The organism is Kribbella sp. WER1, assembly GCF_054189145.1.
On record NZ_CM135186.1, the window covers coordinates 7,648,081 to 7,672,684 of the forward strand.

General features: G+C 69.7%; 30 protein-coding genes. 18 read left to right on the forward strand and 12 right to left on the reverse strand.

The features are described 5' to 3' along the window. Positions 1-2: 2 nt before the first annotated feature. Complete coding sequence (locus ACXJJ3_RS37405; protein WP_458166659.1) at positions 3-3,068, reverse strand: PD-(D/E)XK nuclease family protein; 3,066 nt, start codon at positions 3,066-3,068, stop codon at positions 3-5. Positions 3,069-3,216: 148 nt separating this feature from the next. On the opposite strand from ACXJJ3_RS37405, the gene ACXJJ3_RS37410 reads away from it, so the two are divergent. The 8 genes from ACXJJ3_RS37410 to ACXJJ3_RS37445 all read left to right on the forward strand — a co-directional run bounded on the left by ACXJJ3_RS37410 (position 3,217) and on the right by ACXJJ3_RS37445 (position 10,206). Then, the gene (locus ACXJJ3_RS37410; RefSeq protein WP_458166660.1) at positions 3,217-3,609 is read left to right on the forward strand and encodes a VOC family protein; all 393 of its coding nucleotides are present in this window, start codon (positions 3,217-3,219) and stop codon (positions 3,607-3,609) included. Between the two features lie 99 nt (positions 3,610-3,708). Next, positions 3,709-6,441, forward strand: coding sequence for an FtsK/SpoIIIE domain-containing protein (locus tag ACXJJ3_RS37415; RefSeq protein ID WP_458166661.1), 2,733 nt, complete (start codon positions 3,709-3,711; stop codon positions 6,439-6,441). Next, entirely contained in the window at positions 6,438-7,115 is a 678-nt protein-coding gene (locus tag ACXJJ3_RS37420; protein ID WP_458166662.1) for a hypothetical protein, read from the forward strand. Before ACXJJ3_RS37415 ends, ACXJJ3_RS37420 begins: the two co-directional genes overlap by 4 nt. A 17-nt stretch (positions 7,116-7,132) precedes the next feature. Then, entirely contained in the window at positions 7,133-7,393 is a 261-nt protein-coding gene (locus ACXJJ3_RS37425; RefSeq protein ID WP_458166663.1) for a hypothetical protein, read from the forward strand. 7 nt (positions 7,394-7,400) lie between these two features. After that, positions 7,401-8,819, forward strand: coding sequence for a hypothetical protein (locus ACXJJ3_RS37430; protein ID WP_458166664.1), 1,419 nt, complete (start codon positions 7,401-7,403; stop codon positions 8,817-8,819). Further along, the gene (locus ACXJJ3_RS37435) at positions 8,819-9,292 is read left to right on the forward strand and encodes a hypothetical protein (protein ID WP_458166665.1); all 474 of its coding nucleotides are present in this window, start codon (positions 8,819-8,821) and stop codon (positions 9,290-9,292) included. Before ACXJJ3_RS37430 ends, ACXJJ3_RS37435 begins: the two co-directional genes overlap by 1 nt. 282 nt (positions 9,293-9,574) lie before the next feature. Continuing rightward, complete coding sequence (locus tag ACXJJ3_RS37440) at positions 9,575-9,820, forward strand: hypothetical protein (protein WP_458166666.1); 246 nt, start codon at positions 9,575-9,577, stop codon at positions 9,818-9,820. After that, entirely contained in the window at positions 9,817-10,206 is a 390-nt protein-coding gene (locus ACXJJ3_RS37445) for a hypothetical protein (protein WP_458166667.1), read from the forward strand. The genes ACXJJ3_RS37440 and ACXJJ3_RS37445 overlap by 4 nt, the downstream gene beginning before the upstream one ends. Before the next feature lie 99 nt (positions 10,207-10,305). On the opposite strand, the gene ACXJJ3_RS37450 is transcribed toward ACXJJ3_RS37445, so the two are convergent. Continuing rightward, complete coding sequence (locus tag ACXJJ3_RS37450; protein ID WP_458166669.1) at positions 10,306-10,617, reverse strand: hypothetical protein; 312 nt, start codon at positions 10,615-10,617, stop codon at positions 10,306-10,308. Between the two features lie 191 nt (positions 10,618-10,808). Between ACXJJ3_RS37450 and ACXJJ3_RS37455 the strand changes: the two genes are divergently transcribed. Further along, positions 10,809-11,798 carry an NAD-dependent epimerase/dehydratase family protein gene (locus ACXJJ3_RS37455; protein ID WP_458166670.1) on the forward strand — a complete coding sequence of 330 codons (990 nt, stop codon included), beginning with the start codon at positions 10,809-10,811 and terminating at the stop codon, positions 11,796-11,798. A gap of 11 nt (positions 11,799-11,809) precedes the next feature. Then, positions 11,810-12,301 carry a metallophosphoesterase family protein gene (locus tag ACXJJ3_RS37460; RefSeq protein WP_458166671.1) on the forward strand — a complete coding sequence of 164 codons (492 nt, stop codon included), beginning with the start codon at positions 11,810-11,812 and terminating at the stop codon, positions 12,299-12,301. Between the two features lie 83 nt (positions 12,302-12,384). Here the strand turns inward: ACXJJ3_RS37460 and ACXJJ3_RS37465 are convergent, their stop codons facing one another. Beyond that, positions 12,385-12,540, reverse strand: a complete 156-nt coding sequence (locus ACXJJ3_RS37465; RefSeq protein WP_209694426.1) for a hypothetical protein — start codon at positions 12,538-12,540, stop codon at positions 12,385-12,387. An 18-nt stretch (positions 12,541-12,558) separates the two neighbouring features. Between ACXJJ3_RS37465 and ACXJJ3_RS37470 the strand changes: the two genes are divergently transcribed. Continuing rightward, positions 12,559-13,185, forward strand: coding sequence for a hypothetical protein (locus ACXJJ3_RS37470; protein WP_458166672.1), 627 nt, complete (start codon positions 12,559-12,561; stop codon positions 13,183-13,185). Between the two features lie 69 nt (positions 13,186-13,254). Beyond that, positions 13,255-14,496: an exonuclease domain-containing protein gene (locus ACXJJ3_RS37475; RefSeq protein ID WP_458166673.1), complete on the forward strand. Its 1,242-nt coding sequence runs from the start codon at positions 13,255-13,257 to the stop codon at positions 14,494-14,496. On the opposite strand, the gene ACXJJ3_RS37480 is transcribed toward ACXJJ3_RS37475, so the two are convergent. The 4 genes from ACXJJ3_RS37480 to ACXJJ3_RS37495 form a co-directional block, all read right to left on the reverse strand. Beyond that, positions 14,471-14,989 (reverse strand): orotate phosphoribosyltransferase, encoded by a 519-nt coding sequence (locus ACXJJ3_RS37480; protein WP_458166674.1) that lies wholly within the window; start codon positions 14,987-14,989, stop codon positions 14,471-14,473. The two genes, ACXJJ3_RS37475 and ACXJJ3_RS37480, sit on opposite strands and share 26 nt — an antisense overlap. 24 nt (positions 14,990-15,013) lie before the next feature. Further along, positions 15,014-15,268, reverse strand: coding sequence for a hypothetical protein (locus ACXJJ3_RS37485; RefSeq protein ID WP_458166675.1), 255 nt, complete (start codon positions 15,266-15,268; stop codon positions 15,014-15,016). 64 nt (positions 15,269-15,332) lie between these two features. Beyond that, positions 15,333-15,821, reverse strand: coding sequence for an FBP domain-containing protein (locus tag ACXJJ3_RS37490; protein WP_458166676.1), 489 nt, complete (start codon positions 15,819-15,821; stop codon positions 15,333-15,335). A 95-nt stretch (positions 15,822-15,916) separates the two neighbouring features. After that, a complete protein-coding gene (locus ACXJJ3_RS37495) occupies positions 15,917-16,321 on the reverse strand; it encodes a hypothetical protein (protein ID WP_458166677.1) in 405 nt (134 codons plus the stop codon). Positions 16,322-16,484: 163 nt separating this feature from the next. On the opposite strand from ACXJJ3_RS37495, the gene ACXJJ3_RS37500 reads away from it, so the two are divergent. Next, entirely contained in the window at positions 16,485-17,036 is a 552-nt protein-coding gene (locus ACXJJ3_RS37500) for a YceI family protein (protein ID WP_458166679.1), read from the forward strand. 35 nt (positions 17,037-17,071) lie between these two features. Here the strand turns inward: ACXJJ3_RS37500 and ACXJJ3_RS37505 are convergent, their stop codons facing one another. Beyond that, on the reverse strand, positions 17,072-17,560 hold the full coding sequence (locus ACXJJ3_RS37505; RefSeq protein WP_458166680.1) for a hypothetical protein: 489 nt from the start codon (positions 17,558-17,560) through the stop codon (positions 17,072-17,074). Positions 17,561-17,668: 108 nt separating this feature from the next. Beyond that, complete coding sequence (locus tag ACXJJ3_RS37510; protein WP_458166681.1) at positions 17,669-18,196, reverse strand: hypothetical protein; 528 nt, start codon at positions 18,194-18,196, stop codon at positions 17,669-17,671. 219 nt (positions 18,197-18,415) lie between these two features. On the opposite strand from ACXJJ3_RS37510, the gene ACXJJ3_RS37515 reads away from it, so the two are divergent. The 4 genes from ACXJJ3_RS37515 to ACXJJ3_RS37530 are packed head-to-tail and all read left to right on the forward strand — an operon-like array spanning position 18,416 to position 21,148. After that, positions 18,416-18,958: a hypothetical protein gene (locus tag ACXJJ3_RS37515; RefSeq protein WP_458166682.1), complete on the forward strand. Its 543-nt coding sequence runs from the start codon at positions 18,416-18,418 to the stop codon at positions 18,956-18,958. A 19-nt stretch (positions 18,959-18,977) separates the two neighbouring features. Continuing rightward, positions 18,978-20,147 carry a sensor histidine kinase gene (locus ACXJJ3_RS37520; protein WP_458171991.1) on the forward strand — a complete coding sequence of 390 codons (1,170 nt, stop codon included), beginning with the start codon at positions 18,978-18,980 and terminating at the stop codon, positions 20,145-20,147. Then, positions 20,122-20,787 carry a response regulator gene (locus ACXJJ3_RS37525; RefSeq protein ID WP_458166684.1) on the forward strand — a complete coding sequence of 222 codons (666 nt, stop codon included), beginning with the start codon at positions 20,122-20,124 and terminating at the stop codon, positions 20,785-20,787. Before ACXJJ3_RS37520 ends, ACXJJ3_RS37525 begins: the two co-directional genes overlap by 26 nt. Before the next feature lie 4 nt (positions 20,788-20,791). Then, positions 20,792-21,148 carry an MmcQ/YjbR family DNA-binding protein gene (locus ACXJJ3_RS37530; RefSeq protein WP_458166685.1) on the forward strand — a complete coding sequence of 119 codons (357 nt, stop codon included), beginning with the start codon at positions 20,792-20,794 and terminating at the stop codon, positions 21,146-21,148. On the opposite strand, the gene ACXJJ3_RS37535 is transcribed toward ACXJJ3_RS37530, so the two are convergent. Continuing rightward, positions 21,145-21,813 carry a maleylpyruvate isomerase family mycothiol-dependent enzyme gene (locus ACXJJ3_RS37535; protein WP_458166686.1) on the reverse strand — a complete coding sequence of 223 codons (669 nt, stop codon included), beginning with the start codon at positions 21,811-21,813 and terminating at the stop codon, positions 21,145-21,147. The two genes, ACXJJ3_RS37530 and ACXJJ3_RS37535, sit on opposite strands and share 4 nt — an antisense overlap. Before the next feature lie 53 nt (positions 21,814-21,866). On the opposite strand from ACXJJ3_RS37535, the gene pgm reads away from it, so the two are divergent. Further along, positions 21,867-23,489: a phosphoglucomutase (alpha-D-glucose-1,6-bisphosphate-dependent) gene (gene pgm / locus ACXJJ3_RS37540; protein WP_458166687.1), complete on the forward strand. Its 1,623-nt coding sequence runs from the start codon at positions 21,867-21,869 to the stop codon at positions 23,487-23,489. On the opposite strand, the gene ACXJJ3_RS37545 is transcribed toward pgm, so the two are convergent. After that, complete coding sequence (locus tag ACXJJ3_RS37545) at positions 23,486-23,860, reverse strand: DUF3037 domain-containing protein (protein ID WP_458166688.1); 375 nt, start codon at positions 23,858-23,860, stop codon at positions 23,486-23,488. The two genes, pgm and ACXJJ3_RS37545, sit on opposite strands and share 4 nt — an antisense overlap. Further along, positions 23,857-24,594, reverse strand: a complete 738-nt coding sequence (locus ACXJJ3_RS37550; protein ID WP_458166689.1) for a HipA family kinase — start codon at positions 24,592-24,594, stop codon at positions 23,857-23,859. The genes ACXJJ3_RS37545 and ACXJJ3_RS37550 overlap by 4 nt, the downstream gene beginning before the upstream one ends. Positions 24,595-24,604 lie beyond the last annotated feature (10 nt).

A 24,604-nucleotide genomic window follows, 5' to 3' on the forward strand; every position in this document is an offset into this window, starting at 1 on the left:
GGCTAGTCATCGGAGTCCTCCAACGCGGTCGGATCGATCAGGCGGACCAGGCGTTCGAGCGTCGGATCGTGCCGCTTGCGGTCCCACCGCGCCCGCACCTCGCTGTGCCCGAGGCCGTCCGGGTTGCAGTACGGGCACTGCACCCACAGGAAGTCCGGGACTTCGGGGGCCTTCGGCGGGAAGTACCCGGCCGCGATCGAGGACACGATCACGTCGAGCGTGTCGACGTACCGCTCCTCGACCTCCGGCGTCAGCGGGACCGGGATCCGTTTGCCGCCGCGGCGGACGAACCAGTACGACGCCTCGACCGGAGTGGAGGCCTCGCCCAGTCGCGCGCGGGCGGCGTACGCGTACACCGGCAGCTGCAGCTTCGTCCCGCCCGCGACCGGGTCGGACTCGATGCCCTCGTACCGCGAGAAGCCGCCCGTCTTCACGTCGGTGACGTAGATCGTGCCGTCCGCGCCGAGGTCGACCTTGTCCGCGGAACCACGCAGCAGCACCCGCCCGGACGGCACCGGGATCTCCACCGGCGGCTCGCCGTCGAACCCGAACCGCAGCTCACTGGCCACCACGGACGCGCTCCGCGACGCACGCCAGCGGTCGTCGTCGGTGAGCAGCACCATCAGATCCCCGAGGATCCGCAACCGCTCGCGCTGCCACAACCGCGGATGCCCGGTCAGCCCCTCCGCCTCGAACTGTTCGCCGAGGTCCGCCCCGATCGCCAGCAACAGCGCGCGTTGCTCCTCGGTCCACGGCTCGCCGTACCCAGGCAGCGAACCCGCCAACCGCGACACGAAAGCATCCAGGCTGTTGTGGATAAGGTTCCCGATCTGCACCGGGGAGATGACGAGCAGATCCTCCGGCGCCTCGAGCGGCTCCACCTGAAGCAGCCGCTCGACGAAGTACGCGTGCGGACAGGTCGCGTACGACTCCAGCGAGGTCGGTGACGCGATCCGCTCCTCGACCGCGAACTCCGGCAGCCCCGAGACCCCCGAGAGATCCCCGTCGAACCGCGTGAACGCCATCGACGCCCGCCCGCGCAGCAACTCCCGCGCCCGCACGAGCACGCCGTCGTGCACCCACAACCGCGCCGCCGCGGCCCGCGTCTGCCACTCCTGCTCGGTCGCCGGCATCGTTGCCGTCGTCAACGAACCGGCGTACGACGCGGACGTCCGCAGCACCTCTTCGTACCGGTCCCACTGGGTCGCGGGCAGCGCGTGGTCACCGGTCAGTTCACGCAACGAACCGAGCAGCCAACGCGTCGGCAACCGTCTCGACGACCGGCGCAGATCGCCGCGCGGGAACGACGCGACCACCCGCGCGGCCGCGGAGAACGCGACCAGCAGATGCCGCTGCTTCTCGTCCAGCCGGTCCCGGAACGACGCCAGCTCCGGCGCCGCGGCCTCTCGGACGCGATGCGGGAGCAGCGCGTCCTCGTGCACGCGCCCCGGATACAGATCCTCCGACAGACCCACGACGTACACGATGTCCGCCGACAACCCGATGCTCGCCGACAGCGGCGCCACCAGCACGCCGGTCCCGAACGTGCCGACCCGCGGCAACGACTGCTGCAGCTCGAGGTCGAGGACATCACGCAGTACGGCGAGACTTGCCGGCGTGCCGAGCTCGTCGAGCGTCGACAGGCCCTTCAACGACCCCTCGACCGCGGCCGCCGCGTACTGCTCCTCGATCGGCAAGGACGAGTAGTCGCCGAGCAGATCGTGGAACAGCTGCAGCACGCCCGCGGACAGGTCGAACCAGGTGTCGAGCCCGCCAAGGTCGGTCAGCCGCCGCCGCAACGTGGACGCGAACGCGTGCAGCCGCTCCGCTGTGGTCGCGTTGTACTGCGCGCGCCGGACCGCGGCCGGTCGTGGGTCGTCGGCCGCCTCCTCCTGGTCGGCGGTGCGCCGCTCGGACTCGGCATACCGCGCGAGCCGGGTGTCCCAGTCGTCGCCGCGGACCACCCCGGCCGCCCGCGACATCCGCTCCCACTGCGGCACCGGGATGCGATCGCCGGCGAAGTCCCGCGTCGGCGCGTTCGCCAGCGCGCGGAACACGTCCGCTCGGGGCAGGTCCTGGTCGACGAGCGCCAGTACTTCGAGCAGCGTCCGCGCGATCGCCCGCTCGTGCACCGGCCGCGTCCCGGGACCGTTGACCTCGATCCGGGCCTCGGACAGGTGCTCGTGCAGGAGCCGCGCGTACGGCGAGGCCGCGGCGTACAGGACCGCGATCCGGTGCGCGGGCGTCTGCTCCAGCGCCGACACCACGTCGCGGACCACGCACCGCACCTCGTCGTCGGCGTCGGACGCGTTCAGGATCTCGGTCGCGACCGGGTAGTTCTTCGAGATCGACGTCGGCAGGTCGATCCCGATCCGTTCGAGCGAGCGGCGGACGGCCCGGTCGGCGCGGCGTACGTCCGTGAGTCCGACGATCACGGTCAGATCGGCCGCGGCGTCGCCGAGCGCGGCGACGAACGCGGCCTCGGACTGGGTCAGCTCCTGCGGAAGGTACAGCACGAGAGCGCCCAGCTCGCTGACGGTTTCCGACGTGACGGCGGCCGCGGCGGCGCGCAACAGGTCGGTCGCGTCGTACCAGTCCGCGCCGAGTTCGCTGGTCACCTGACGGTGCAGGCGGATCAGGTCGGGGCCGAGTGCGGAGGCCTCCGCGACCTTGTCGAGCGCGGGATCGCTGAGGTCGCGGAGCTCGTTGTGCGCGGCAGCGAGCGCTTGAATGGTCGACGGGTGCTCCGCGACCTCGGCGAAGATGCCGGGCGCCTTCGCCAGCGCCGTACGCCAGGTGGCGGCGACGATCGGACGGGTCGCCGGCCGCCGCGGCGCGAGCGATCCGGCCGCGATCTGCTCGGCGAGCCGCTCGAGGGTCGCGAGGTACAGGCCGCCGATCGACTGCTGCGCGAGGTGCCGGCGCGCGATCACGCCGGACAGGTTGTTCGGCAGCAGGAGCGTGACGGGCGCCATCGGGTCGTCGGCCTTGAGCCGCGCGACCACTGCCTGCAGGCGTTCCAGAGCAGCGGCGCCGTACGCCGTGCTCTCGATGCGCGTGCTGCTCATGGCCGAACTCCCGGTCTCTCGACTGTCACCGCAGACGGTAGACCTTGCCACGGACAGAAAGATGAAGGGGCGCGAAACGCCAAGGTTTCTGCGCTGCCGGTGGTGGCCCTCGCACAATGAAGGAATGACGGGACCCGATAATGCTCCGATGGCTGCCGCGGTGCATCACGTCGAGATCTGGGTCCCGGACCTGTCCCGGGCCGTTGCGAGCTGGGGATGGGTCCTCGGCCGGCTGGGCTGGAAGGACGGTGACGGCTGGCCGGGCGGGATGACCTGGACCGCGCCGGACGGCAGCTATGTCGTGGTCGAGCAGAGCCCTGCGATGTCGGCGGCCGAGCACGATCGGATGCGGCCCGGGATGAACCACCTGGCGCTGAACGCGGACAGCCGCGCGGCCGTCGACGGGATCGTCTCCGAGGCCGCCGCGCACGGCTGGACGCTGATGTTCGCCGACCGGCATCCGTACGCCGGCGGACCGCAGCATTACGCCGCCTTCCTGCACAACGACGACGGGTACGAGCTGGAGATCGTCGCCCCTTGAGACGACCGATACCTGGAGTGACCACTGGGGCCAGTGGTGTGACACGATTACCCGAGGCAAGAACGGAGTCGCGGGGCCAGGTGTGGAAGGACGATGCTCGTGACGGAGAAGCCTGACGGGGATCCGGCTGCACCGGAAGTCCTGGAAGCGCGGATCCGCGGACTACAGCACGCGCTCGGGCAGTTGCTGGACAATGCGCGGCGGTTGACGTATGGCGAACACCAGCGCGCCGTGGGGCTGCACAAGCAGTTGCAGGAGCAGACCGCGGCGGCCCGCCGGGAGTCGCGGTCGCTGGTCGACGCGAAGACCGCCGAGGCGCTGTCGGACGCGGAGCCGAAGGCGCGCCTGCTGGCCGATCGGCTCGCGCCCGGTCTGGCCGCGGTCCCGCCGAACGACGCGCGCTGGCGGTCGCGGCAACTCGTCGGCGCCGGTGTCCCGTCGTACGTCCGGGTCGGCGAGCTCGAGGCCGGTACGCCGGTGGTCGCGCCGCTGCTGCGGACCAACGGCTGGAAGGTGACCGGCGACCGCAACGACGCCGCGCGCCGGCTGCTGCAGAGCGTCGCGCTCCGGCTGGTCGCGGCCGCCGAACCGTTCCGGCTGCGGGTCGACGCGTTCGACCCGAAACTCACCGGGATGATGGGTTTGCTCGGCCATCTGACCACGAAGTACCCGCAATTGGTGCCCAGGGCAACGCATACCGCGGAGCAGTTGCACACCGTGCTGTCCGGGCTCGTCGACGTGTCGTCGCTGCGCGCCAGCCGGCAGGCACAGCTCGGGCACGAGCGGTTCGAGGACCTGCTGAAGGAGACCGGCCAGGTCACCGATCCGTACCGGGTGCTGATCCTGTTCGACTACCCGTTCGGCATCGACACGCTCGCGCAGCGCGACCTGCTCCGGCTGGCCGCGACCGCGGGCAAACGCGGACTCTGCTTCCTCGTGCACTACGACGCGTCCACGGCTGCCGAGCTCGACGTCGACTCGAAGCAGTTGCTGGATCTCCTCAATCCGGTTGCTGTCGTCAACGACCGGGTCGAGGTCGCGCAGTTGCCGCCGGCCCGTTTGGATCCGCCGTTCGACGCCTCCGTTGCCGCGGGCATCTGTGACGTGATCGCCGAGCAGGCCGACATCGCCGTACTGCCGACCATCGACTTCGAGCGCACGCTGCCGGATCGCCTGACCTGGTGGCAACCGGTCAAGGACGAGATCGGCACGGTGATCGGGTACGACGACCGGACGCCGGCGCTGGTCCGGCTGCGCAGCGGCAACCCGGCGCTGCCGCACGTCCTGGTCGGCGGCGCCGTCGGGCAGGGCAAGTCGAACCTGCTGCTCGTGATGATCCACGGCCTCGCCGCGCGCTACTCGCCGGACGACCTGGAGATGTACCTGCTGGACTTCAAGCACGGTGTCGAGTTCTCCGCGCTCGGCCCGGGTCCGGATCGGCCGCACTGGCTGCCGCAGATCCGGGTGCTCGGCGTGCACAGCGACCGCGCGTTCGGCCTCGCCGTACTGCGGCACCTGTCCGACGAGCTCGCCCGGCGCAGCGAGGTGTTCAAGTCGCACGGAAACGTCGCCGACCTCGCGGAGCTCGCGCCCGGGCCGGAGCGCCCGCCGCGGATCCTCGTCGTACTCGACGAGTTCCAGGTGCTGCTCGAGGACGACGACGAGCTGGCCGACGAGGCCGCGAAACTGCTCGAGCGGCTGGTCCGGCTCGGTCGTGCGTACGGCGTCCACGTGGTGCTCGCGACGCAGACGATCGAGGGCGTGAAACGGCTGTCGACGCGGCGCGACTCGATCTTCGGCCAGGTGCCGTACCGGATCGCGCTGAAGACGACGCCGGCCGATTCGCAGGCGATCCTGCGCAGCGGGAACACCGCGGCCGCCGAGCTGCAGTTCCGCGGCGAGGCGGTGCTGAACGCGAACTTCGGGTCGCCCGACGACAATCAGCACGTCCTGGTGAGCTTTGCGGACAAGCTCGTGCTCGATTCGTTGCGCGCGGAGCTGTGGACGCGCGCTGGTTCCAACGTCCATCCGCCGCGCGTTTTCCACCTGGCCGAGCCGGCCCGGTTGACGGACACGGCGACGGCGGTGCAGCCCGAGGTCGGGCGGCCGTGGACCGGGTTGCCGATCGCGGTGACCGAGGAGCCGGTCGCCGTCGAGGTACGGCCGGAGCCCGGCGGCGGCGTTCTCGTGCTGGGGGACGGGCCCGCCGATGCGTTGGGCGTACTGACCGGACTGGCCGTGTCGACGGCGGCCGGGGCGCTGGAGCCGCCGAGGTTCGTGTTCGTCGACGGGACGAACTCGGCGCCGGCCGTTGCCGAGGGCAAGGACGCGTTGGTGCAGGTACTGCGCGAGCTCGGGTGCGAGGTCGAGACCGTCGACAAGCACGACGACATCGCGCCGCGGCTGTTCGCGCTCCGGGACTCGATGCGGAACGGGCAGGCGGGCGGGACGTACCTGCTCGGCTTCGGGTTCCACGGCGTACCGCGGATGCAGGTGCACGCCGAGGGGTACTTCGAGAGCCCGGCGAACGCGCTGCAGGAGATCGTCCGCGACGGTCCGGCGCAGGGGCTGATCACGTACGGCTGGTGGAACCGGCTGCACGTGTGTACCGAGCAGCTCGGGTACGGACGCGGGAATGTGGCGACACACCTGTTCCTGCGGCACCCGCAGGACGGGGTCCGCGCGGTGGCCGGGCCGCTGGTGCGGTGGGCGTCCGAGCCGCACCGGGCCTTGTTGTGGGACGGGCTGCATCCTGAGGCACAGGTCGTCGTACCGTTCGCGGCGCTGCGGGCGGACGAGGTGGAGCGTGCGGTGGAGTTGGTACGGCGATGAAGACCGACGAACAGGTGTGGTCCGAATACGTGCGCGCGCTGCGGACCGTTGCGATGGCGCGGACCGACGCGCAACAGGCGCAGGACCGGGTCACCGCGCACAAGTCGAAGGCCGAGGCGACCGCCGCGGCCGAGGCCGACGCGATGGCCGAGCGTGGGCGGAGACTGCAGACGCGGCTCAACACGCTCGCCGAGAAGGCCGCCGAGAGCCTGCAACGCGCCGGCCTGCCCGCCGAGGGCAAGCGGGCGAACCACTCGCTGCCCGAGATCCGCGCGCTGAACGACATCGAGACCATCGCCGAACGGATCACCCAACAGCTCGCCGAGTCCGTCGACCAGCTCGAAGAACTCCGCACGTCGGCCCGGCGGCTCCAGGAGCTCCGTCGGCGGCGTACCATCAGCGCGGTCCTGGCACTGGTCGGGTTCGTGCTGGTGTGGGTGTTCAGCCGCTCGTTCCTGGCCGGCGTCGAGGCCGCCGCGATCGCTGCCCTCACGATGCTGGCCGCGTCCCGCGTGCTCGGCCTGCCGCGGCTGCCCGCCGCGCGCTGGTGGGGCTGGGGCGGAGCCGGCCTGGTCGTCGTCGGCATGGCGGCGGGGCTGCCGTGGTGGCTCGGCATCCTGGTGCCGGTCGTGGTGGCCGGTACGGCGATCGTGCTGCCGAAGAAGCGCAACTAGTTTGGGAGTGGGTTGAGGTGTCCGACGTACTGCGGCTCAAGGAACAGCTGCACCAGGTCTCGATGGAGGCCAAGCAGGCAGCCGGGGGACTGGCCGGGTTCAAACTCCGGTTCACCCAGCACAGCCAGCTGGTCGAGAGCCTGATCGCCGGTACCGCGACCGGCATCGACCGCGACATCACCGAGATCCTCGACGCCGCGAGCAAGGCTGTCGAACAGGCCGCCGAGGCGCTCGAGATCGCGTCCGCCGGCTGCAAGAACTACGCCGACCAGATCTGACCACACCGTGCCGTCCGAGCTGCAGCGGGTCGCCCGCGGCCTGGTCGACTGCTTCGACGAGATCCCTCGTGTGGTCGACCAGCTCGTGCGTACGGCGGCCCGCTGCCGGGAGAACGCCCAACTCGCCCTCCTCGCGTCCCGCGGCCAGGCCACCGTCGCCGCCCAGCAACTCGACGCGGCCGCCTACGCCTGCGAAGCCGCCGCCCACTACCTCTCGATGGCACCCCCCAAGGCCCGCACCTGGGCCGAGGGCCTCACGGGCGCGGGCGGCCCGTCCACGAACCGACCGTCCTCCGATTCCGCCGACCGCAACCGCCCGACGAGCGGCTCCGGCGTCCAGATCCGCACCACCCGCCGCACCGCGACGTACGAAGACCTGGAAGTTGCCGAAGACAACGAGCCCCCGCTGGTGAAGGTCGCCCGCAGGGCCTTCGAGAAATACCGCCCGGAGGAACAGGACGAGCACGAACCGCTCGAACTCGAGATCACCGTCACCGAAACCGGCGAACTCGTCCTCGAGCAACGCGACGAGAAGGAAGAGGCGAAGCGTGCGGAGCGTCTGTCCCGCGACTTCGAGTTCGCGCCGGACCGCGACGATGCGGACGACGAGCCGCCCGAGTACGAGGAACGCGACGAGAAGGAAGAGGCGAAGCGTGCGGAGCGTCTGTCCCGCGACTTCGAGTTCGCGCCGGACCGCGACGATGCGGAAGACGAGCCGCCCGAGTACGAGGAACGCGACGAGAAGGAAGAGGCCAAGCGTGAGGAACGCCTGACGGCGGATCACGAGATCGACGTCGACCTCACCGACCAGGTCAAGCTCCTCCTCGCCACCATGGCCGAGTCCGAAGGCCAAGAATGGCAACACGCCACCCTCACCATCACCACGAACAAGGTCGAAGCCACCTTCGACTACGCCGAAGAACCCACCCCCGTCGACCTCCAACTCCCGAACCACCCGTCACCCGACTTCGACCCAGCCTTCGACGTCCGCCCTCTGGAGTCGGATTTCAGCCCGGGTGTCCACGACCCGACGCCTACGTTCAATCCACGCGAGACGATGATCGCGGAGCGGTTGGCCGAGGAAGGGTGGCGCATCGACGCACGGCTCGCAGATCACGACACACCCGGCAAAAAGAACCCGGATGTCATGGTCCGCAAGTCAGATTCGAGCCGCGGCGTCGTCGTCGAGTTCAAGACGCCGGAGAGCCGGAGCAACAATGCCTTGAAGCGCGCCATGAACGCCGCTAGCCGACAAGCGGGAAGTGATGGCGAGGTGGTGATCGACGGCCGTCCGATCGAGCTGTCGGAAGACGACGCGCTACGGGCGTTTCGGCGAGCGTGCGGCCAGCCAGGGAGCCGGGTGGCCGGCTTGGTACATGTGATTCTCGGAGATGGACGACTAGTGACGTTTGAGAAGGAGACCTGATGGCCGACAGCGATGAGATCTTCCTGGCGCTGTCCGGGCCGTTCGAGGCGGCGGCCGCGCAAGTGGCCGCGGTGCTGGGGCTGGAGCCCAACGGAGACCTGCGGGCGGAGTCGGGCGAGTTGCAGTACAAGGTTCGGGCGCGGACCTCGGATGGGGTGGCCGGTGTCTACATCGGTCCGAACATGTTCCAGCCGGAGCCTGACGAGGCGCAGGCGATGGACGGGTACGGCGTGGTCGTCGACGTCCAGTATCGGACTCACAAGCCTCAGCAGGCCGAGGAGGCGCGGTTGATGTACGAGGCGCTCACCGACGGGCTGCCCGACGTATCGGCGCTGTTGTCGCACAACCTGGAGCTGCTGGTGGCGGCGTACCTCCCTGGCCGTGGCCGGCACACGTTCGATCCCGGCATCACGCTGGACGTCGAGGACATCGACGTGTGGCGGCCTTGGGTTGTTGCCGATGTCGGCGACTGACTGCGACTTTCTCGCGGTACGGGGCGTGGGGTGGAGTCTTTGCGGAAGAAATGTTGCGCTCGGCGGCAGGAATGTTCCGGAAAGTGGGCGGGCCGGGTGCGACGCCGGTGGACGTCCTCACGGGGGGTGAGATTTTTCTGCGAAGTTGCGTCATGAACGGTTGGGCGGGCCGTCACTACCTGTGAACCCATCCCCACAGGGAAGTGGAAGTGATTGACGTGAAGGGTTGTCTTGCGAGGTCGCTGATGGGATCCGGCTCGACTCGGTGCCGGGTGTATTGAGATGGACGACGGTGGTTGTTCGCGGTCGGTTGCGGTGCGGGTGGAGCGGCGGCGGGTGCGGGTCTGGTTCGGGGATCATGTGGTGGCGGACTACCGGGCCGAGGCCGAGTTGGCGGAGCGGTATGCGGAGGCCATGTCGCGGAGGTTTGCCGGGTTGCGGGTGACCTGCGAGCCGTTGGCCGAGCACGAGCGGGGGCCGGAGCGGAAGTTGCCGGGGGAGCGGCTGTGGGAGGTGGCGCCGAAATGAGTTCGCGTCGCTTTCGGCTGATCCGGCATCAGGACGTGTCCGGTGTGAGTGGTACCGGGCCTGTCGCCGAGGGGGTGCAGTTCACCGACGGGTCGGTGGCGCTGCGGTGGTACGGCGATTATCCGACCACGACCGTGTGGGACGGCATCGAGTCCGTCGTCGCGATCCACGGTCACGGCGGGGCGACCGTGGTCGAGTGGCTGGATCCGGAACCGGGTCCTGACCCCGACCTGCGGCTGCCGCCCCGCGAGTCCCTTCCGCCTCGTCCGTGGCCGGACCTGCATTCGGCGGCCGAGCCGCAGGACCCCGACCCGTTGCACTCCGAGCGCGATCTCGGCTCGTACGGCGCGGCGCCGCCCTGGTCGTCGCACCGCGTCTTCCGCTGAGGTAATCCGATCCACCGGTGCCGGGCTCCATCCCCCTCCCCGGCACCGGTCACCACAGGTACGGCGTACGCCTGGGCGAGCCGGTGTACGCCGTACCTGTCAGCGGTAGGTCATCTCCCGGAGCTGGTCGAGGTTGTAGAACGTTCCGGGCTCGTCGCAGAGCTCCATCATCCGCTCCGAGAACTCGGTGGTGTCGGCGCGCCGGGAGTTCTCCATCGCCTCCTCGTAGGAGTTGAACTCGATGATCGCGAAGTACCGTCCGGCCTGGTCGCGGTCGGCGCAGGCGAGCGCGCGGACCGGGGCCGGCCCGTCGTTCTCGGCTTGGCGTTTGGCGCGGAACTCTTCCATCAGCGCCTCGATCTCGTCCGGTTTCGAGGTCCGGTACTCGATGATCTGTACGAAGCCGGCCATCTCTGCCCCCTGGTTGTGAAGCGACACTCACCCCTGGGTGTCTCCTGCTCCGACACTGCTCCCGGATCGCCTGCCTGGCAAGGGCGGACGGCTGACGGTGACCCGACGAGGGCGGCGGATCACAGGCCGTTGTTTCTGCCCTCGGCAGAGCACGCTGGGAATTGTCGGCGGGGCCTGATTTGCTGGCCCGCATGGAGATTCTGATCCTCGGTGGTACGGCCTTCCTCGGTCGGGAGATCGCGACGCAGGCGCTGGCCCGCGGGCATGCGGTGACGTGTCTGGCGCGTGGCGAGAGTGGCGCGGTCGCGGACGGCGCGACGCTGGTCGCCACCGATCGAAGCCGCCCGGACGCGTACGACGCGGTCCCGGCGCGCGCGTGGGACGCGGTGTTCGAGGTGTCGTGGCAGCCGGGGTTCGTGAAGGGCGCGCTGGCCGCGTTCGGCGCGCGGGCGAAGCACTGGACGTACGTGTCGTCGGGCAATGTGTACGAGAAGTTCGACACCCCCGGCGCGGACGAGTCGGCGGTACTGCGGGAGCCGGTCGAGGGCGACGTCGCGGAGCGGGAGCAGTACGGCGAGGCCAAGGCGGCCTGCGAGCGTGCGTCGCTGGACACGGTCGGGGACCGGCTGGTGATCGCCCGCGCCGGGCTGATCGGCGGCCCGGGCGACACCAGCGACCGGGCCGGCGCGTGGGTGGCGCGGGCGGCGCTGGCGCCGGAGGAGCCGCTGCTGGTGCCCGACACGCCCGACCTCGCGACGGCGGTCATCGACGTCCGGGACCTGGCCGGCTGGCTGCTCGACAACGCCGAGCGCGGGCAGACCGGGATCTTCGACACGTACGGGCCGGTCGTGCCGTTCGGGGAGTGGATCGCGGCGGCGCGCGAGGTCGGCGGGCATACCGGGCCGGTGGTGCTGGCGTCGCAGCAGTGGCTGGAGGAACAGAAGGTCGAGCAGTACATGGGTCCGGAGTCGTTGACCATGTGGATCACCGAGGCCGGGTACGAGGGCTGGTCGGAGCGCAGCGGTGCGGCCGCGGCGGCTGCCGGGCTGACGCACCGGCCGCGCAAGGAGTTCCTGGCGGACTCGCTCGCCTGGGAGCGCGAGCTCGGCCTGGACCGGGAGCGCCGTGCCGGACTGAGCCTGGCCAAGGAGAAGGAGTTGATCGCGGCACTGAAGGCATAGAGAGTGGGCGCATGCGCCTCACGCTGATCTCGGACACCCATCTGCCGGTGCGGGCGAAGAAGCTGCCCGCGGCGGTGTGGGAGGCGGTCGAGCAGGCTGACGTGGTCGTCCATGCGGGCGACTGGGTGAGCGTCGAGCTGCTGGACGAGTTGGAGTCCCGTGCTGCCCGGCTGATCGGGTGCTGGGGCAACAACGACGGCCCGGAGCTGCGCGCGCGGCTGCCGGAGGTCGCGCGGGTGACGCTCGACGGGCTGTCGGTGGCCGTCGTCCACGAGACCGGTTCGGCGAAGGGGCGGGAGGCGCGCTGCGAGGCGGCGTACCCGGGGGTGGAGCTGCTCGTGTTCGGGCACAGTCACATCCCGTGGGACAGCACGAGCCCGGGCGGGTTGCGGCTGCTCAATCCGGGTTCGCCGACGGATCGCCGACGGCAGCCGTACTGCACCTACCAGACCGCGACCATCGTCGACGGCCGGCTGGAAGAGGTTGCCTTACACAACCTTTAGCAGCAGACGGCCGGGCGCGTGTGGCCGACGCCGTACCACCGAGTTACGGCGCACCCACACGAGCCCGGCCGACGTGGGCCGGGTCAGGCGCTTGCTGCTTCCTTGACCCTGGTCTTGAGGCGATCGCGGACCTCTTCCGGCGTGTACGCACGGCGCTTCCGCTCGCCCCGTGCAACCACAACACCCGTGGCAGCCACGCCGACGAGCCCCGCAAGCCCTACCACCTTCCATACCTTCATGCCGACTAACCTAGCGACGTGAACAGCCGGATTTCCTTGGATGACGCTACGGAACTGACACGAACAGGTGACATTTGGCTGTTCCGCGGCGGGAGCGCGGCGGATCGCGCGATCCAGCTGACCACGAACAGCCCCGTCAACCACGTCGGTATGGCGATCGTCGTCGAGGACCTGCCGCCGCTGATGTGGCACGCGGAGCTGGGCCGTTCGCTGCCGGACGTGTGGACCGGGTCGCACCACCGCGGCGTCCAGTTGCACGACCTGCGGGCCGCGGTGCTGGTGTGGGGCAACAAGTACGGTCAGCGCGCGTGGCTACGGCAGCTCGACCATCCCGTGACGCGGGAGCTGGAGGACGCCGTCCTGAAGACGGTCGCGCGGTTGGACGGTACGCCGTTCCCGTCGACGGCCCGGCTCGCGTCGCGGTGGGTGCGCGGGCGGATGCCGGCGCTGCGGAAGGGCTCGCGCGAACTCGAGTCGGCGTACTGCGCGGAGGTGGTCGCGCTGACGTACGAGGCGATGGGTCTGCTGCGCGGGCGGCGGCCGAACTGGTACGACCCGGGGCGGTTCTGGAGCGGCGACGAACTGCAGCTCGCCCACGGCGCGAAACTGGGCGCGGAGATCGCCGTGGATCTGCCGGAATCCTGACCCGGCGAAAACTGTCGGCGGCCTGTGATTGGGTTGTTCCAGTCGGTCATCGACCGGAGGAGGCCCTGGATGTACGCCGTCATCGATACCGAGACGACCGGCCTGTTGCCGAGCCATCGGCATCGGGTCATCGAGATAGCGGTCGTGCTGCTGGACGCGCGCGGGCAGGTCGAGCGCGAGTGGGTGACGCTGCTGAATCCACAACGTGACCTCGGCCCGCAGCACATCCACGGGATCCTCACCGCGGACGTGCTGGCCGCGCCGGAGTTCGCCGACATCGCCGCGCCGCTGGCCGGGCTGCTGGCCGGGCGGATGGTCGTCGGTCACAACGTCGAGTTCGATCTTGGCTTCCTGCGGGCGGAGTTCGCGCGGCTCGGGGTGTCGGTGCCGCTGATCACCGAGCGGTCGATGTGCACGATGGCGCTGGCCGGCTACCTGCATCCGGGCGCGAAGCGGACGCTCGGCGCCTGCTGCACGGCGGCGGGGATCTCGATCGAAGGCTGGCATTCGGCGCTCGCGGACACCCGCGCCACGGCCGAGCTGTTCGCGCAGTATCTGGGCGCCTTCGCGGCGCCGCCGCCGTGGCAGTGGGCGTACGAAGAGGTCCGCCGGATGCCGTGGCCGGACCTTCCACCGGCGGGTGCGGAGCCGGTGGTGCGGCCGGTGCACGCCGGCGGGAGGCATGGGTGGATGAGTCGACTCGTCGACCAGTTGCCACGGGTCCCGGAGCCGCCACAGGCCGACTCGTACCTGGTGCTGCTCGACACGATCCTGGCGAACCGCGAGATCACCGCGGCCGACGCGGACCAGTTGGTGCAGGTCGCCAACGAGCTGGGCCTGACCCGTCCCCAGGTGGACCACCTTCATCGGTACTACGTGTCCGCGCTGGCGGACGCGTCCTGGGCGACCGGTGTCACGCCCGATCAGCGCAAGGACCTCGACCAGGTCGCGGTGATGCTCGGGCAGCGGGCGTCGGACGTCGACGACGCGCTGGTCCGCGCGAGCAGCGGGCGGTATGTCGTGCCGGATCGTCCGGGAGCGCGCGGGTTTCCGCCGGGGAGCACGCTGGTGTTCACCGGGGACATGGTCGAGCCGCGGGAGGTGTGGTGGGACCGGGCCGTCGCGGCCGGGTTCGTGCCGCAGGAGGCGGTGCGGCCGGAGACGACGTTCGTGGTCGCGGCCGACGTCGACAGCCTGTCGGTCAAGGCGCGCGCGGCCCGGGAGTTCGGCGTACCGATCATTTCGGCCGAGGACTTCCGCCGGTTCCTGCCGGCGGACGAGCGGGTCAGGCAGCCAGGTGTTCCCGGGTGAGCAGGGCGTGCAGGGTCAGGCCGGCCTCGGTGAGCGGGGCGGGTGTGCCGTCGTTGCGGTTGATCACGCAGAGCGCGTCCGCGACCTCGGCGCCGAGCGCGCGGAGTTCGTTGGTGGACAGAACGATCTGCCCGCCGGTGGTGACGACGTCCTCGACGATCGTGACCCGGCGGCCCGCGGTCTCGGCGCCTTCGGCCAGCCGGCGGGTGCCGTAGGTCTTCGCCTCCTTGCGGACGAACGCGCACGGCAGACCGGTGTGCCGGCCGAGCGCGGTGACGACCGGGATCCCGCCCATCTCCAGCCCGGCGAGTACTTCGGTGCCCGCCGGGATCAGCGGGACCATCGCGGCCGTGATCTGGTCGAGCAGCACCGGGTCCGCCTCGAACCGGTACTTGTCGAAGTACTCCGTGGTCGTCTGCCCGGACCGGAGGACGAACTCGCCGGTCAGATGTGCGGTTGCGTGTACCCGGCGCCCCAGCTCAGCAAGTTCCACAACCCGCACCCTATCCGGCGGCGGTCACGCCTCGTCGGGTGCCGGCTCGATCTCGAAGTGCAGCTGCTTGCCGGAGCGGATGCGATCGATCGCGGACCGGCAGGCTTCCTCGCTGATCTGGACGCCGATCTCGCCGAGCTTGTGCCGCAGGATCCGGGCCGCGTCGTCGGCGGACCGGGCGCTGGACTCGTTGATCGCCTCGATCGTGGTGGCGGTCAGCCGCTCACGGATGTCCGGGTGGGTCTGGGCGATGTCATGCGTGATGCGGAACTCGGTCATTCACGACTCGCTTTCTCGCGCGCTCGATGCGGGCCGGCAGGGACCTCCAGGATAGTGCGCGCGGCTAGCCGAGGACGCGCTGGACGAAGCTCTCGAGCCGTGTCGCGAGCCGCTCCGCACGGACCTCCGGCGTGGCGGTCTCACCCTGCGGTACGTCGAGCTCCTTCAGCCCGCGGATGTACAGCGAACACGCGAGGTCCGCGCACAGGTACAGCCCGACCGTGTTGCCCTCGCGCCCGGCCGTGCCGGCGCGCCGGGCCGCGAACAGTGCGACGTCGCTGACGTGGTGCGCGGTGTTGCACAGGTCGCACAGCCCCGCGAAGCGGCGGGCGGCGCCGGACGACTGGGTGCTGACCGCGATCCCGGTGACGCCGCCGTCGCGGCGGACGATCAGGTAGCCCCGGTTAGGGGCCTTGCTGTCGCGCCAGCCGAGAAAGTCCAGTGACTCCCAGGGCAGCTCGGTGAACCGCGGCGGCAACGCCATCGCCTTCACCTGGCTCTTGGTCGTGTTGACGAACGAGCGCCTGATGTCGTCCGCGCTGAGCGGTTCCACGGTGGGTCCTCCGATCCTTCGAGGACCCATGAGACCTGCTGCCCGGCCCGCCGTGCAACCCGTTAATCCAGTTGCCGCCAGCAACCGTCAGGCCGTCAGGAGTCGGCGTAGTGCGTACTGCGGTGCGCGTCGTGGTTGCGCAGGTCGACGCCGAAGTCGACGGACGCCTTCAGCCGGAGCAGCAGCGAGACGAGTTCGGGGACGTCGCCGGGTTCGTCGGAGGTCAGCGTCAGGTCGGTGCCGCCACCCACGGCCGGTGCCAACCGGAACACCCAGGTACGGCCGAAGTACCGGAGCTCGTAGTACTGGTCCTGGACGGCGCGCTGGACCCGGCTGTCGTCGCGCCGGCCGTCGGCGAGTACGAACGTGATCACGCCGTCGGACTCCGGTGCCTGCTCGGCCCAGAACCGTTCCCGGCCGAGCACTGTGCTGACCGCTCGGTAGACGTCGCTCAGCGCCGACGCGCAGTACACCTTCTGTTCTGCCAACTGCTCTGCCAACCCACACCCCTGGATGCAGCCCCGATGTTGTCTGGACCAGTCCATTCTCCGGTCTGAACGGGTCCATGACACGGACACGCCGTGGTCCGGGTGGACTTCTGCCCGGCGAGGGTGAAATCTGTACTGTGTAAAGTTCAACTAGTTAACTCTGGAGGAATCCTCGATGTCCAGCGAGTATGCCGCGCTGAGCGGTGACTACACCCTCGACGCCTCCCACACCCGGATCGGGTTCAGCGCCCGGCACGCGATGGTGACCAAGGTCCGCGGTGCGTTCGACGAGTTCGAGGGCTCGTTCCACATCGACGGCGAGAACCCGGAGAACTCCTCCGGCAAGGTCACGATCCAGGCGAAGAGCATCAACACCCGCAACGGCCAGCGCGACGAGCACCTGCGCAGCAACGACTTCCTGGCGATGGACGAGCATCCGGAGATCACCTTCGTGTCCACCGCGGTCGCGAAGGGCGGCGACGCCGAGTTCGTGGTCACCGGTGACCTGACGATCCGCGGCGTCACCAAGCCGGTCGACGTCACCTTCGAGTACACCGGTACCGCGACCGACCCGTTCGGCAACCAGCGGCTCGGGCTCGAGGGCTCGGTCGTGATCAACCGCAAGGACTTCGGCGTCAGCTGGAACGCGGCGCTCGAGGGTGGCGGCGTGCTGGTCAGCGAGAAGGTCACGCTGGAGCTCGAGGTCTCGGCGATCAAGTCCGCCTGAAATCCGCAGCGTCTGAGGGCCTCGCGTGGAGGTCCTCAGGCATGCCGGGTGGTCTGCTGCAGGAGTGCCTCGACCGCCTGGCGGAGGTCGGTGTCATGGTGCGGACCGGACCAGACCACGATCCGGCCGCGGTCGCCGAGCCTGGTGCTGATCAGGTCGCGGGCCGGCGCGGGGTCGCCCTGGTTGACGATGACGACGAGCCGCCGGCCGTCGCGCTGCAGCCGGTCCAGCAACGGCGGAAGCGTGGAGCCGCGGAACAGGCCGGGGTCGCTCTTCACCTTGGTCTCGATCATCACGCCGCGCCCACGGACCACCAGCAGGAAGTCGGCGCGGTCGCGGGTGAACTCGCGGTCGTGATAGATCCGCGCCTTCGGCCAGAGCCGTTGCAGCGCCGCGTCCACGTCGGCGTCGTACTGCGCGGCGAGCCGGCTGACGCGCGACCCGGTGCCGCGTGGCCGGAGCGCCTCCGGTGGGCGGCCGCCGAGCCAGGACGGCAGCCAGCGGCGAACGTGTGTGTCGATCATCGGTGGACCCCTCGACCTAGCCGGCACTCACGGGGGAGTGTGCCCGGGCCGGCCGGGTGGAATCCGGGGCGCGCGCGATCGTGACCGCACCGCCACAAAGTCGATGGGTCAGCAGGTCGCCGGCGTGGTGGTGCCGCCGTCGACGATCCACTGGGAGTCCTGGTTGACGACGCGCATCTGGTCGAGCCAGCGGGTCGGCGTGGTGTTCGGGAGTACGCCGCGGCCGCGGACGTTCACGGTCCGGGCCGAGGTGGTGTCGTAGCAGGCGCTGATCAGAACGCCGTTCGACGCGAGCGTGCGCTTGGCCCAGACGACCTTCGTGAGCCCGGTGTTGTGCAGCTTGTTGGTCCGGAAGTACTTCGCCTGGGCGCTGATCGCCGCGAACATCTTCGGCGTCATCACCGGCTTGAGCTGCTCGGTCTTGCTGCCGCCGCTGCGCATCATCACGTCGAGCGCGACGCGGTACGCGTAGTAGGCGTTCACCACCGGGTCGTCGGAGCCGAGGTCGCCGGTCGCTGCCCGGGTCGCCTTGTGGGCGGCCGGTGCCGCCGCGGCGATGCCGCTGTCGGTCCCGCAGCCCTGGACCAGCAAGACCGGAAGCAGCGTGGCGGCCACTGCCAGGTTCCGCTTGCGCATGAACACCCTCCTGTTGGACGAAACCCCCGTCCTCGCGCCGCCGGGGCAACCCGAGCGGCACTGACCGTGTAACGCGGCGGCACGCGTCGCGGTCACTGTGACCTGAATCACATCCGACCCCCTACCCGGGTACTGGTCCGGAATCGGCTCTCTGGCCGGAGGTGCGCGAGACGCCGGATTTCTACGCTCGACCTCAGTCGTCGAGACCGAGGAGAAGACATGACTGACACGCTGATCCGGCCCGCCGTGAAGGAGCGCCGAGCAGGCCGTTCCGTGGCGTACGACGCGCTGCTACTGCCGGCCGGTTTGCTGACGATGGCGGACGCGATCCTCGGCGAGCCGGGCACCGCGGCGCGGCGCTGGCGCCGGCTGGGGGAGTACCGCGTGGGTTCGTCCGCCGTGTCTCCGAAGAGCGTCGGCCGGACCTTCGGCGACGGTCTGCTCAGCGCGGTGCTGGGGCTGGCGAGCCTGTTCCTACTGTTCCTGACCGTGCTGGCCGTGGTCCGTGGGCCGTTCTGGGGACTTGTCGAGCACGGGCCGGTCGGGCCTGGCACGTGGGGCGGTCCGACCCGCGCTGGTGCCTGGGTCACGCATGGCCTGCTCGCCCTGCCGTGCGTTGTCGCGTTCCTGTTCGTACTGCGCGGCATCGCGGCGCTGCAGACGCTGCTGGTCCAAGGGACGCGCAAGTGGGTGCTTCCGGCAAGCATTGCGGTCGCGGCCGGCACTCTGGCGTTCTTCTGGGCCTGGCTGCAGCAGGTGTGAGTAGGGTCCAACTGTGCAGATGCGGAGATGGGTCGCGGGCCTGGGCGTCATCGCTCTGCTCTTCCTGACCGTGCTGGACCTGGCGCAGCACTATGTGGTCGCTCTTGGGGCCGTACTGGCGCTTGCGATCGCACGCGCGTTGGCGTTGGGTCTGTCGTGGCTTCGGCCACGGGTAGCCGTAGTGGTCTCGCTTGTCACCACGGCGGTCACGGCAGCGCTCACGACGCCGGTCAGCGCGAGTGAGCCGTGGCCGTGGGGTACGACGGCTGCTTTCGGGCATTCGTTCGTCATAGCGATCGCGGGCGCGCGCGGGCTCGGCCGTCGCGAGCAGGTGGGCTGGTGGGTGGTTACGCAGGCGTTGGGGCTCGGTGCGGTTGCGTTGGCGCCGGAGCGCGGTGACTGGCGCGGGCTGATCACCATGGCCGTTCTGTCGGCGGTAGCGGTCGTGGTGGGCGATCTGCTTTGTTCTCGCGGTGAAACGAACCGGCTGCTCGTTGAGCAGGAGACGATCAGTAAGACCGAGCGTGCGGAGCGGGAGCGGCTTCAAGAACGGGCCCGGATCGCCCGCGAGTTGCACGACGTCGTAGCGCACCACCTGTCCGTGGTGGTCGTGCGCGCGGACAGTGCTCCGCACCGGCTGCCCGACGTACCGGAGGAGGTACGTGCTGAGTTCACGGGCATTGCTGATGAGGCACGGTCCTCGTTGACGGAGATGCGTCGCGTACTGCGGTTGCTTCGGGAGCCTGTTGAGCAGCCGGGGGAGCTAGGGCCGCAGCCTGGTCTGCGGGAGATACCGGAGCTCGTGGAGAGCACCAGGCGCGCGGGGGCCGACGTACGGCTGGTGGGGGAGGTCCCTAGCGGGTTCGACCCGGCTGTCGAGCTCACGGCGTACCGCGTGGTGCAGGAGGGCCTTAGCAACGCAGTTCGGCATGCATTGCACGCGGTCGTGCAGGTTGCGGTACGTCGTACTGCGGGGGAGCTGGAGGTCATCGTGCAGAACGCGAAGCCGCCGCGGCGGGTCGTACCGGCTCCTGGGAGTGGGCAGGGGCTCGTGGGGATGCGGGAGCGGGTCGCGCTCGTCGACGGGACAGTGAGCGCGGGGCCGACCCGGGAAGGCGGTTATCTGGTGCAGGCAGTCATACCGGTCGGAGAGGAGGTGGCGGGTGGCGACTACGGTCTTGGTGGTTGACGACCAGGAGATGGTCCGCGCCGGATTCAGCGCGTTGCTGGACGTGCAGCCGGACATCCAGGTGGTCGGGCAGGCCGGTGACGGCGCGCAGGCGGTCGAGTTGGCTGCTGCCTTGAGTCCTGATGTGATTCTTATGGACGTACGGATGCCTGTGCTCGACGGGCTCGCTGCCACGCGGCAGATCCTCGCCGGGACGGCACCTGGTGAGCCTCCGCGGGTGGTGATGCTCACGACGTTCGACTTGGACGACTACGTGTACGCAGCACTCCGGGCTGGTGCCAGCGGGTTCCTGCTGAAGCACTCGACGCCGGACGAGCTGGCAGCGGCAGTACGGGTCGTTGCGGCCGGGGACGCGCTACTGGCTCCGTCCGTCACACGTCGGCTGGTAGAGGATTTCGCACGCGCACAACCCGTCGTACAAGTGACACCGGACCGGCTGACGCCGCGAGAGACCGACGTACTGCGGCTGGTCGCGAGAGGACTGGCCAACCGGCAGATCGCCGAGGAGCTCGTGCTGGCCGAGCAGACGGTCAAGAGCCACGTCAGCAACATCCTGACCAAGCTGGACCTGCGAGACCGCGCTCAGGCCGTCGTTTACGCGTACGAATCCGGCGTAGTGAGCCCCGGACCGCGACACTAGGTAGATGGACGTTCAGGAACGAGTACGCAGCCTGTGCCTTGCACTGCCCGAGGTGACCGAGCGGCCGAGCCACGGTGAGCCGACGTGGTTCGTCCGGGACAAGAAGACGTTCGTGATGTACGCCGACCGCCACCACGACGACCGCGTCGGCGTCTGGATGGCGGCACCACCCGGGGTCCAGGAGTCGCTGGTCGCGGACGACCCCGAGCACTTCTACCGCCCGCCGTACGTTGGCCACCGCGGCTGGCTCGGCGTGTTCCTGGACGTGGAGGTCGACTGGGACCACTTCGAGGACCTGGTCGAGAACGCGTACCGGCAGATCGCCCCGAAGACGCTCATCGCCCGCCTGGACGAGCTCTAGTCGTTCAGCGACACCGACGTCTGCGGGAACCAGGCCGGCGCCGGGGTCCACGCGCGGGCGTGCTCCGGCTCGTCCCAGTCCCACTGCTGGATCTGCGCCTTGCTGCGACGGCCGAAGATCGCCCGGAACAGCTCGTACGAGCTGGTGCGGACGGTCGCCTCGGGCTGGTCGGAGCCCGCTGAGTACGTGCCGTCCGGGGTGATGACGGTCAGCGGCCCGGGTTCGTCGAGCATCCAGTCGAGCGCGGCCAGCCAGAGCTCGGCCGGCGGGCGACCGCTGCCGATCGCGCCGTGCAGGTCCGCCTCGTGGACGGCGGCGTCGACGTACGGATTGCACACCAACGGGTGCGAGGTGCTGCCGCCGACGATCACCTGCTCCAGCGCCGAGCCGGCGGCCGCCCACTCGTCCAGCACCTCGTCCAACGGCAGGTTGCGCCGCCGCGCCACCTGCGCCGCGGTCCACGGCGGATGCGGGGCGCCCGCGACGTTCCCGGCCGCGAAGTCGGCGGCCACGCCGGCGAGGTGCGCGATCAGGTCCTGCACGCTCCACTGCGGACACGCGGGCACCTGCCGGTCCAGGTCCTCGAGGCTGAGTCCCCGCACCGCCGCCGCGATCCGCTCATGCCCCGCGTGGTACAGCTCGGCGCTTCTTCTGGGGTCCGTCACCCAACCATTGTCACCCCGTACAGCCGTCGCCGGTCTTGTGGTTGCATGTGGGCATGCATCCACGCGCAGGTCAGCCAGCACAGCCCGAGGACCTGGTCGACGTCGACGCCATGATGGCGGCGTACGGCGACATCACCCCGGACGTCGAGAACCCGGCCCAGAAGGTCGTCTTCGGTACGTCGGGGCACCGAGGGTCGAGTCTTGACGGCGCGTTCAACGAGGCGCACATCCTGGCGATCACGCAGGCCGTCTGCGAGTACCGGGCCGGTGAGGGTACGACGGGGCCGCTACTGGTCGGCCGGGACAGCCACGGGCTCTCGGAGCCGGCGTGGCGGACGGTGCTCGAGGTGCTGGCGGGCAACGACGTACAGACGCTGGTGGACAGCGCGGACCGGCTCACGCCGACGCCGGCCGTGTCGCATGCGATCCTGCGGCTGAACCGTGCCGGCGGTGCGGACGCGGACGGCATCGTGATCACGCCGTCGCACAACCCGCCGCGGGACGGCGGCATCAAGTACAACCCGCCGCACGGCGGACCGGCCGACTCCGACGCCACCAGCTGGATCGCGAACCGCGCCAACGTGCTGATCGCGTCGGGCAACCGGGAGGTACGCCGGAAGCCGTTCGAGCAGGCGCGGCAGCACGCCGGGGACTACGACTTCCTCGGGCACTACGTCGACGACCTGCCGTCAGTGCTGAACCTGGCCGCGATCCGCGACGCCGGCGTGAAGATCGGCGCCGACCCGCTCGGCGGCGCGAGCGTCGACTACTGGGCCGCGATCGCCGAGCGGCACCGGCTCGACCTGACCGTGGTGAACCCGCGGGTCGACCCGGCCTGGTCGTTCATGACGCTCGACCACGACGGCAAGATCCGGATGGACTGCTCCTCGCCCTACGCGATGGCCTCGCTGGTCGCGCAGCGCGACAAGTACGACCTGGCGACCGGGAACGACGCCGACTCCGACCGGCACGGCATCGTCACGCCGGACGCCGGGCTGATGAACCCGAACCACTACCTGGCCGTGGCGATCTCGTACCTGTTCAGCAACCGCCAGTGGGGTCCGGACGTCGCTGTCGGCAAGACACTGGTCTCGTCGTCGCTGATCGACCGTGTGGTCGCGGATCTGGGGCGACGGCTGTGGGAGGTGCCTGTCGGGTTCAAGTGGTTCGTGCCGGGGCTGGTTGACGGTTCTGTCGGGTTTGGTGGTGAAGAGTCGGCAGGGGCGAGCTTCTTGCGCTTCGACGGCACTGTGTGGACCACTGACAAGGACGGGATCCTGCTGGCGTTGCTGGCGAGTGAAATCACCGCGGTGACCGGGGAGACGCCGTCACAGGCGCATGCGAAGCTGGTGGACCGTTTTGGTGCGTCGGCGTACTCACGTGTCGATGCGCCGGCTACTCGTGAGCAGAAGGCCAAGTTGGCGGCTCTCACGCCAGACGCGGTCACGGCGACCGAGCTGGCGGGTGAGCCGATCGTTGACCGGCTCACGCATGCTCCTGGCAACGGTGCTGCTATTGGCGGGCTCAAGGTCACTACGGAGTCCGCCTGGTTTGCTGCGCGCCCGTCGGGCACCGAGGATCTCTACAAAATCTACGGCGAGTCCTTCAAGGGCGCTGACCACCTGTCGCAGGTCTTTGAACAAGCCCGCGAGGTTGTGTCGGCGGCACTCGCCTAGCGCACGAACGAGTCCAGCAACCGCTCCAGGTCCGCAGCGGGGTCCGTAGTGATCCCGCTGTGGATCGGACCGGGGTGGACGACGGTACTGCGCGGCGCCGCGAGCCAGCGGAACCGTTCACCGATCTTCGTCGCCGCGGCCGGGCCACCTGCGGGTTCACCCGCGCAGATCGCCCTGACCTGGTCCAGAGCCGCGCAGACGACGTCGACGTCTACGGCTGGGTCCAGGGCGCGCAGGCGGTCCGGGTCGACGTCCCAGGCAGCGCCTAGGAAGTCCAGAGCGCGACAGTAGAGCACGGCGCCGACGTTGATGAACTCACCGCGCTGGATCCGCGGCGCGGCCCGCAGGATGACGTAGTCGAACGGCTTCACCGCACACCTCCCGGCACCCACGCGGACCTGTTCTCCAGCCGCTTGAGCAGATGCCCGAGATAGCGTTCGCGGTCCCCGTCCTCGATCCACTCGTCCGGTACCAGCCCGATCACTTCGGTCAGCAGCTCCGGGGTGATCGCGGCCTTCAGCTCGGCGTCCACCGTCGGGACGGACGGTACGGCGACCGAGAAGACGTGGTCCTCGGCGTCGTACGGCTGGTTCGCGAACTTCTCCGCGGACATCCACGAGTGGTGGAAGTACAGCGCCGCGCCGTGGTCGATCAGCCAGAGGTTCTTGTGCCAGACCAGCATGTTCGTGTTCCGCCACGAGCGGTCGACGTTCGCGACGTACGCGTCCAGCCAGAGGATCCGCGCCATCGCGTCGTCACCCGGGTTGCCGGCCGATCCGTCGTACCCGAAGGACCCCGGCAGGAAGTCGACCGCCAGGTTCAGGCCCGCGCTGCGGATCAGCAGCTCCTGGATCTCGAAGTCCGGCTCCGACTTCCCGATCGCCGGATCCAGCTCGATCAGCTTCAGCTCCGGCACCCGCAACCCGAGCCGCCGGAACAACTCGCCGACGATCACCTCGGCCACCAGCGCCTTCGGGCCCTGGCCGGCACCGTGGAACTTGATCACGTACGTTCCCAGATCGTTGCCTTCGACAACGCCGGGCAACGATCCGCCTTCGCGTAACGGCAACACGTACCGGGTCGCGGCGACAACAGGCAAACTCACGCCGCAGAGC

Bases quoted from the DNA above. Each gene is read 5' to 3' on its own strand.
- ACXJJ3_RS37475 (WP_458166673.1), top strand. From the start codon at position 13,255: ATGTACGCCGTCATCGATACCGAGACGACCGGCCTGTTGCCGAGCCAT.
- ACXJJ3_RS37435 (WP_458166665.1), top strand. From the start codon at position 8,819: ATGGCCGACAGCGATGAGATCTTCCTGGCGCTGTCCGGGCCGTTCGAG.
- ACXJJ3_RS37460 (WP_458166671.1), top strand. From the start codon at position 11,810: ATGCGCCTCACGCTGATCTCGGACACCCATCTGCCGGTGCGGGCGAAG.
- ACXJJ3_RS37455 (WP_458166670.1), top strand. From the start codon at position 10,809: ATGGAGATTCTGATCCTCGGTGGTACGGCCTTCCTCGGTCGGGAGATC.
- ACXJJ3_RS37515 (WP_458166682.1), top strand. From the start codon at position 18,416: ATGACTGACACGCTGATCCGGCCCGCCGTGAAGGAGCGCCGAGCAGGC.
- ACXJJ3_RS37420 (WP_458166662.1), top strand. From the start codon at position 6,438: ATGAAGACCGACGAACAGGTGTGGTCCGAATACGTGCGCGCGCTGCGG.
- ACXJJ3_RS37440 (WP_458166666.1), top strand. From the start codon at position 9,575: ATGGACGACGGTGGTTGTTCGCGGTCGGTTGCGGTGCGGGTGGAGCGG.
- ACXJJ3_RS37485 (WP_458166675.1), bottom strand. From the start codon at position 15,268: ATGACCGAGTTCCGCATCACGCATGACATCGCCCAGACCCACCCGGAC.
- ACXJJ3_RS37445 (WP_458166667.1), top strand. From the start codon at position 9,817: ATGAGTTCGCGTCGCTTTCGGCTGATCCGGCATCAGGACGTGTCCGGT.
- ACXJJ3_RS37405 (WP_458166659.1), bottom strand. From the start codon at position 3,068: ATGAGCAGCACGCGCATCGAGAGCACGGCGTACGGCGCCGCTGCTCTG.
- ACXJJ3_RS37520 (WP_458171991.1), top strand. From the start codon at position 18,978: ATGCGGAGATGGGTCGCGGGCCTGGGCGTCATCGCTCTGCTCTTCCTG.
- ACXJJ3_RS37505 (WP_458166680.1), bottom strand. From the start codon at position 17,560: ATGATCGACACACACGTTCGCCGCTGGCTGCCGTCCTGGCTCGGCGGC.
- ACXJJ3_RS37510 (WP_458166681.1), bottom strand. From the start codon at position 18,196: ATGCGCAAGCGGAACCTGGCAGTGGCCGCCACGCTGCTTCCGGTCTTG.
- ACXJJ3_RS37410 (WP_458166660.1), top strand. From the start codon at position 3,217: ATGGCTGCCGCGGTGCATCACGTCGAGATCTGGGTCCCGGACCTGTCC.
- ACXJJ3_RS37500 (WP_458166679.1), top strand. From the start codon at position 16,485: ATGTCCAGCGAGTATGCCGCGCTGAGCGGTGACTACACCCTCGACGCC.
- ACXJJ3_RS37530 (WP_458166685.1), top strand. From the start codon at position 20,792: ATGGACGTTCAGGAACGAGTACGCAGCCTGTGCCTTGCACTGCCCGAG.
- ACXJJ3_RS37450 (WP_458166669.1), bottom strand. From the start codon at position 10,617: ATGGCCGGCTTCGTACAGATCATCGAGTACCGGACCTCGAAACCGGAC.
- pgm (WP_458166687.1), top strand. From the start codon at position 21,867: ATGCATCCACGCGCAGGTCAGCCAGCACAGCCCGAGGACCTGGTCGAC.
- ACXJJ3_RS37465 (WP_209694426.1), bottom strand. From the start codon at position 12,540: ATGAAGGTATGGAAGGTGGTAGGGCTTGCGGGGCTCGTCGGCGTGGCT.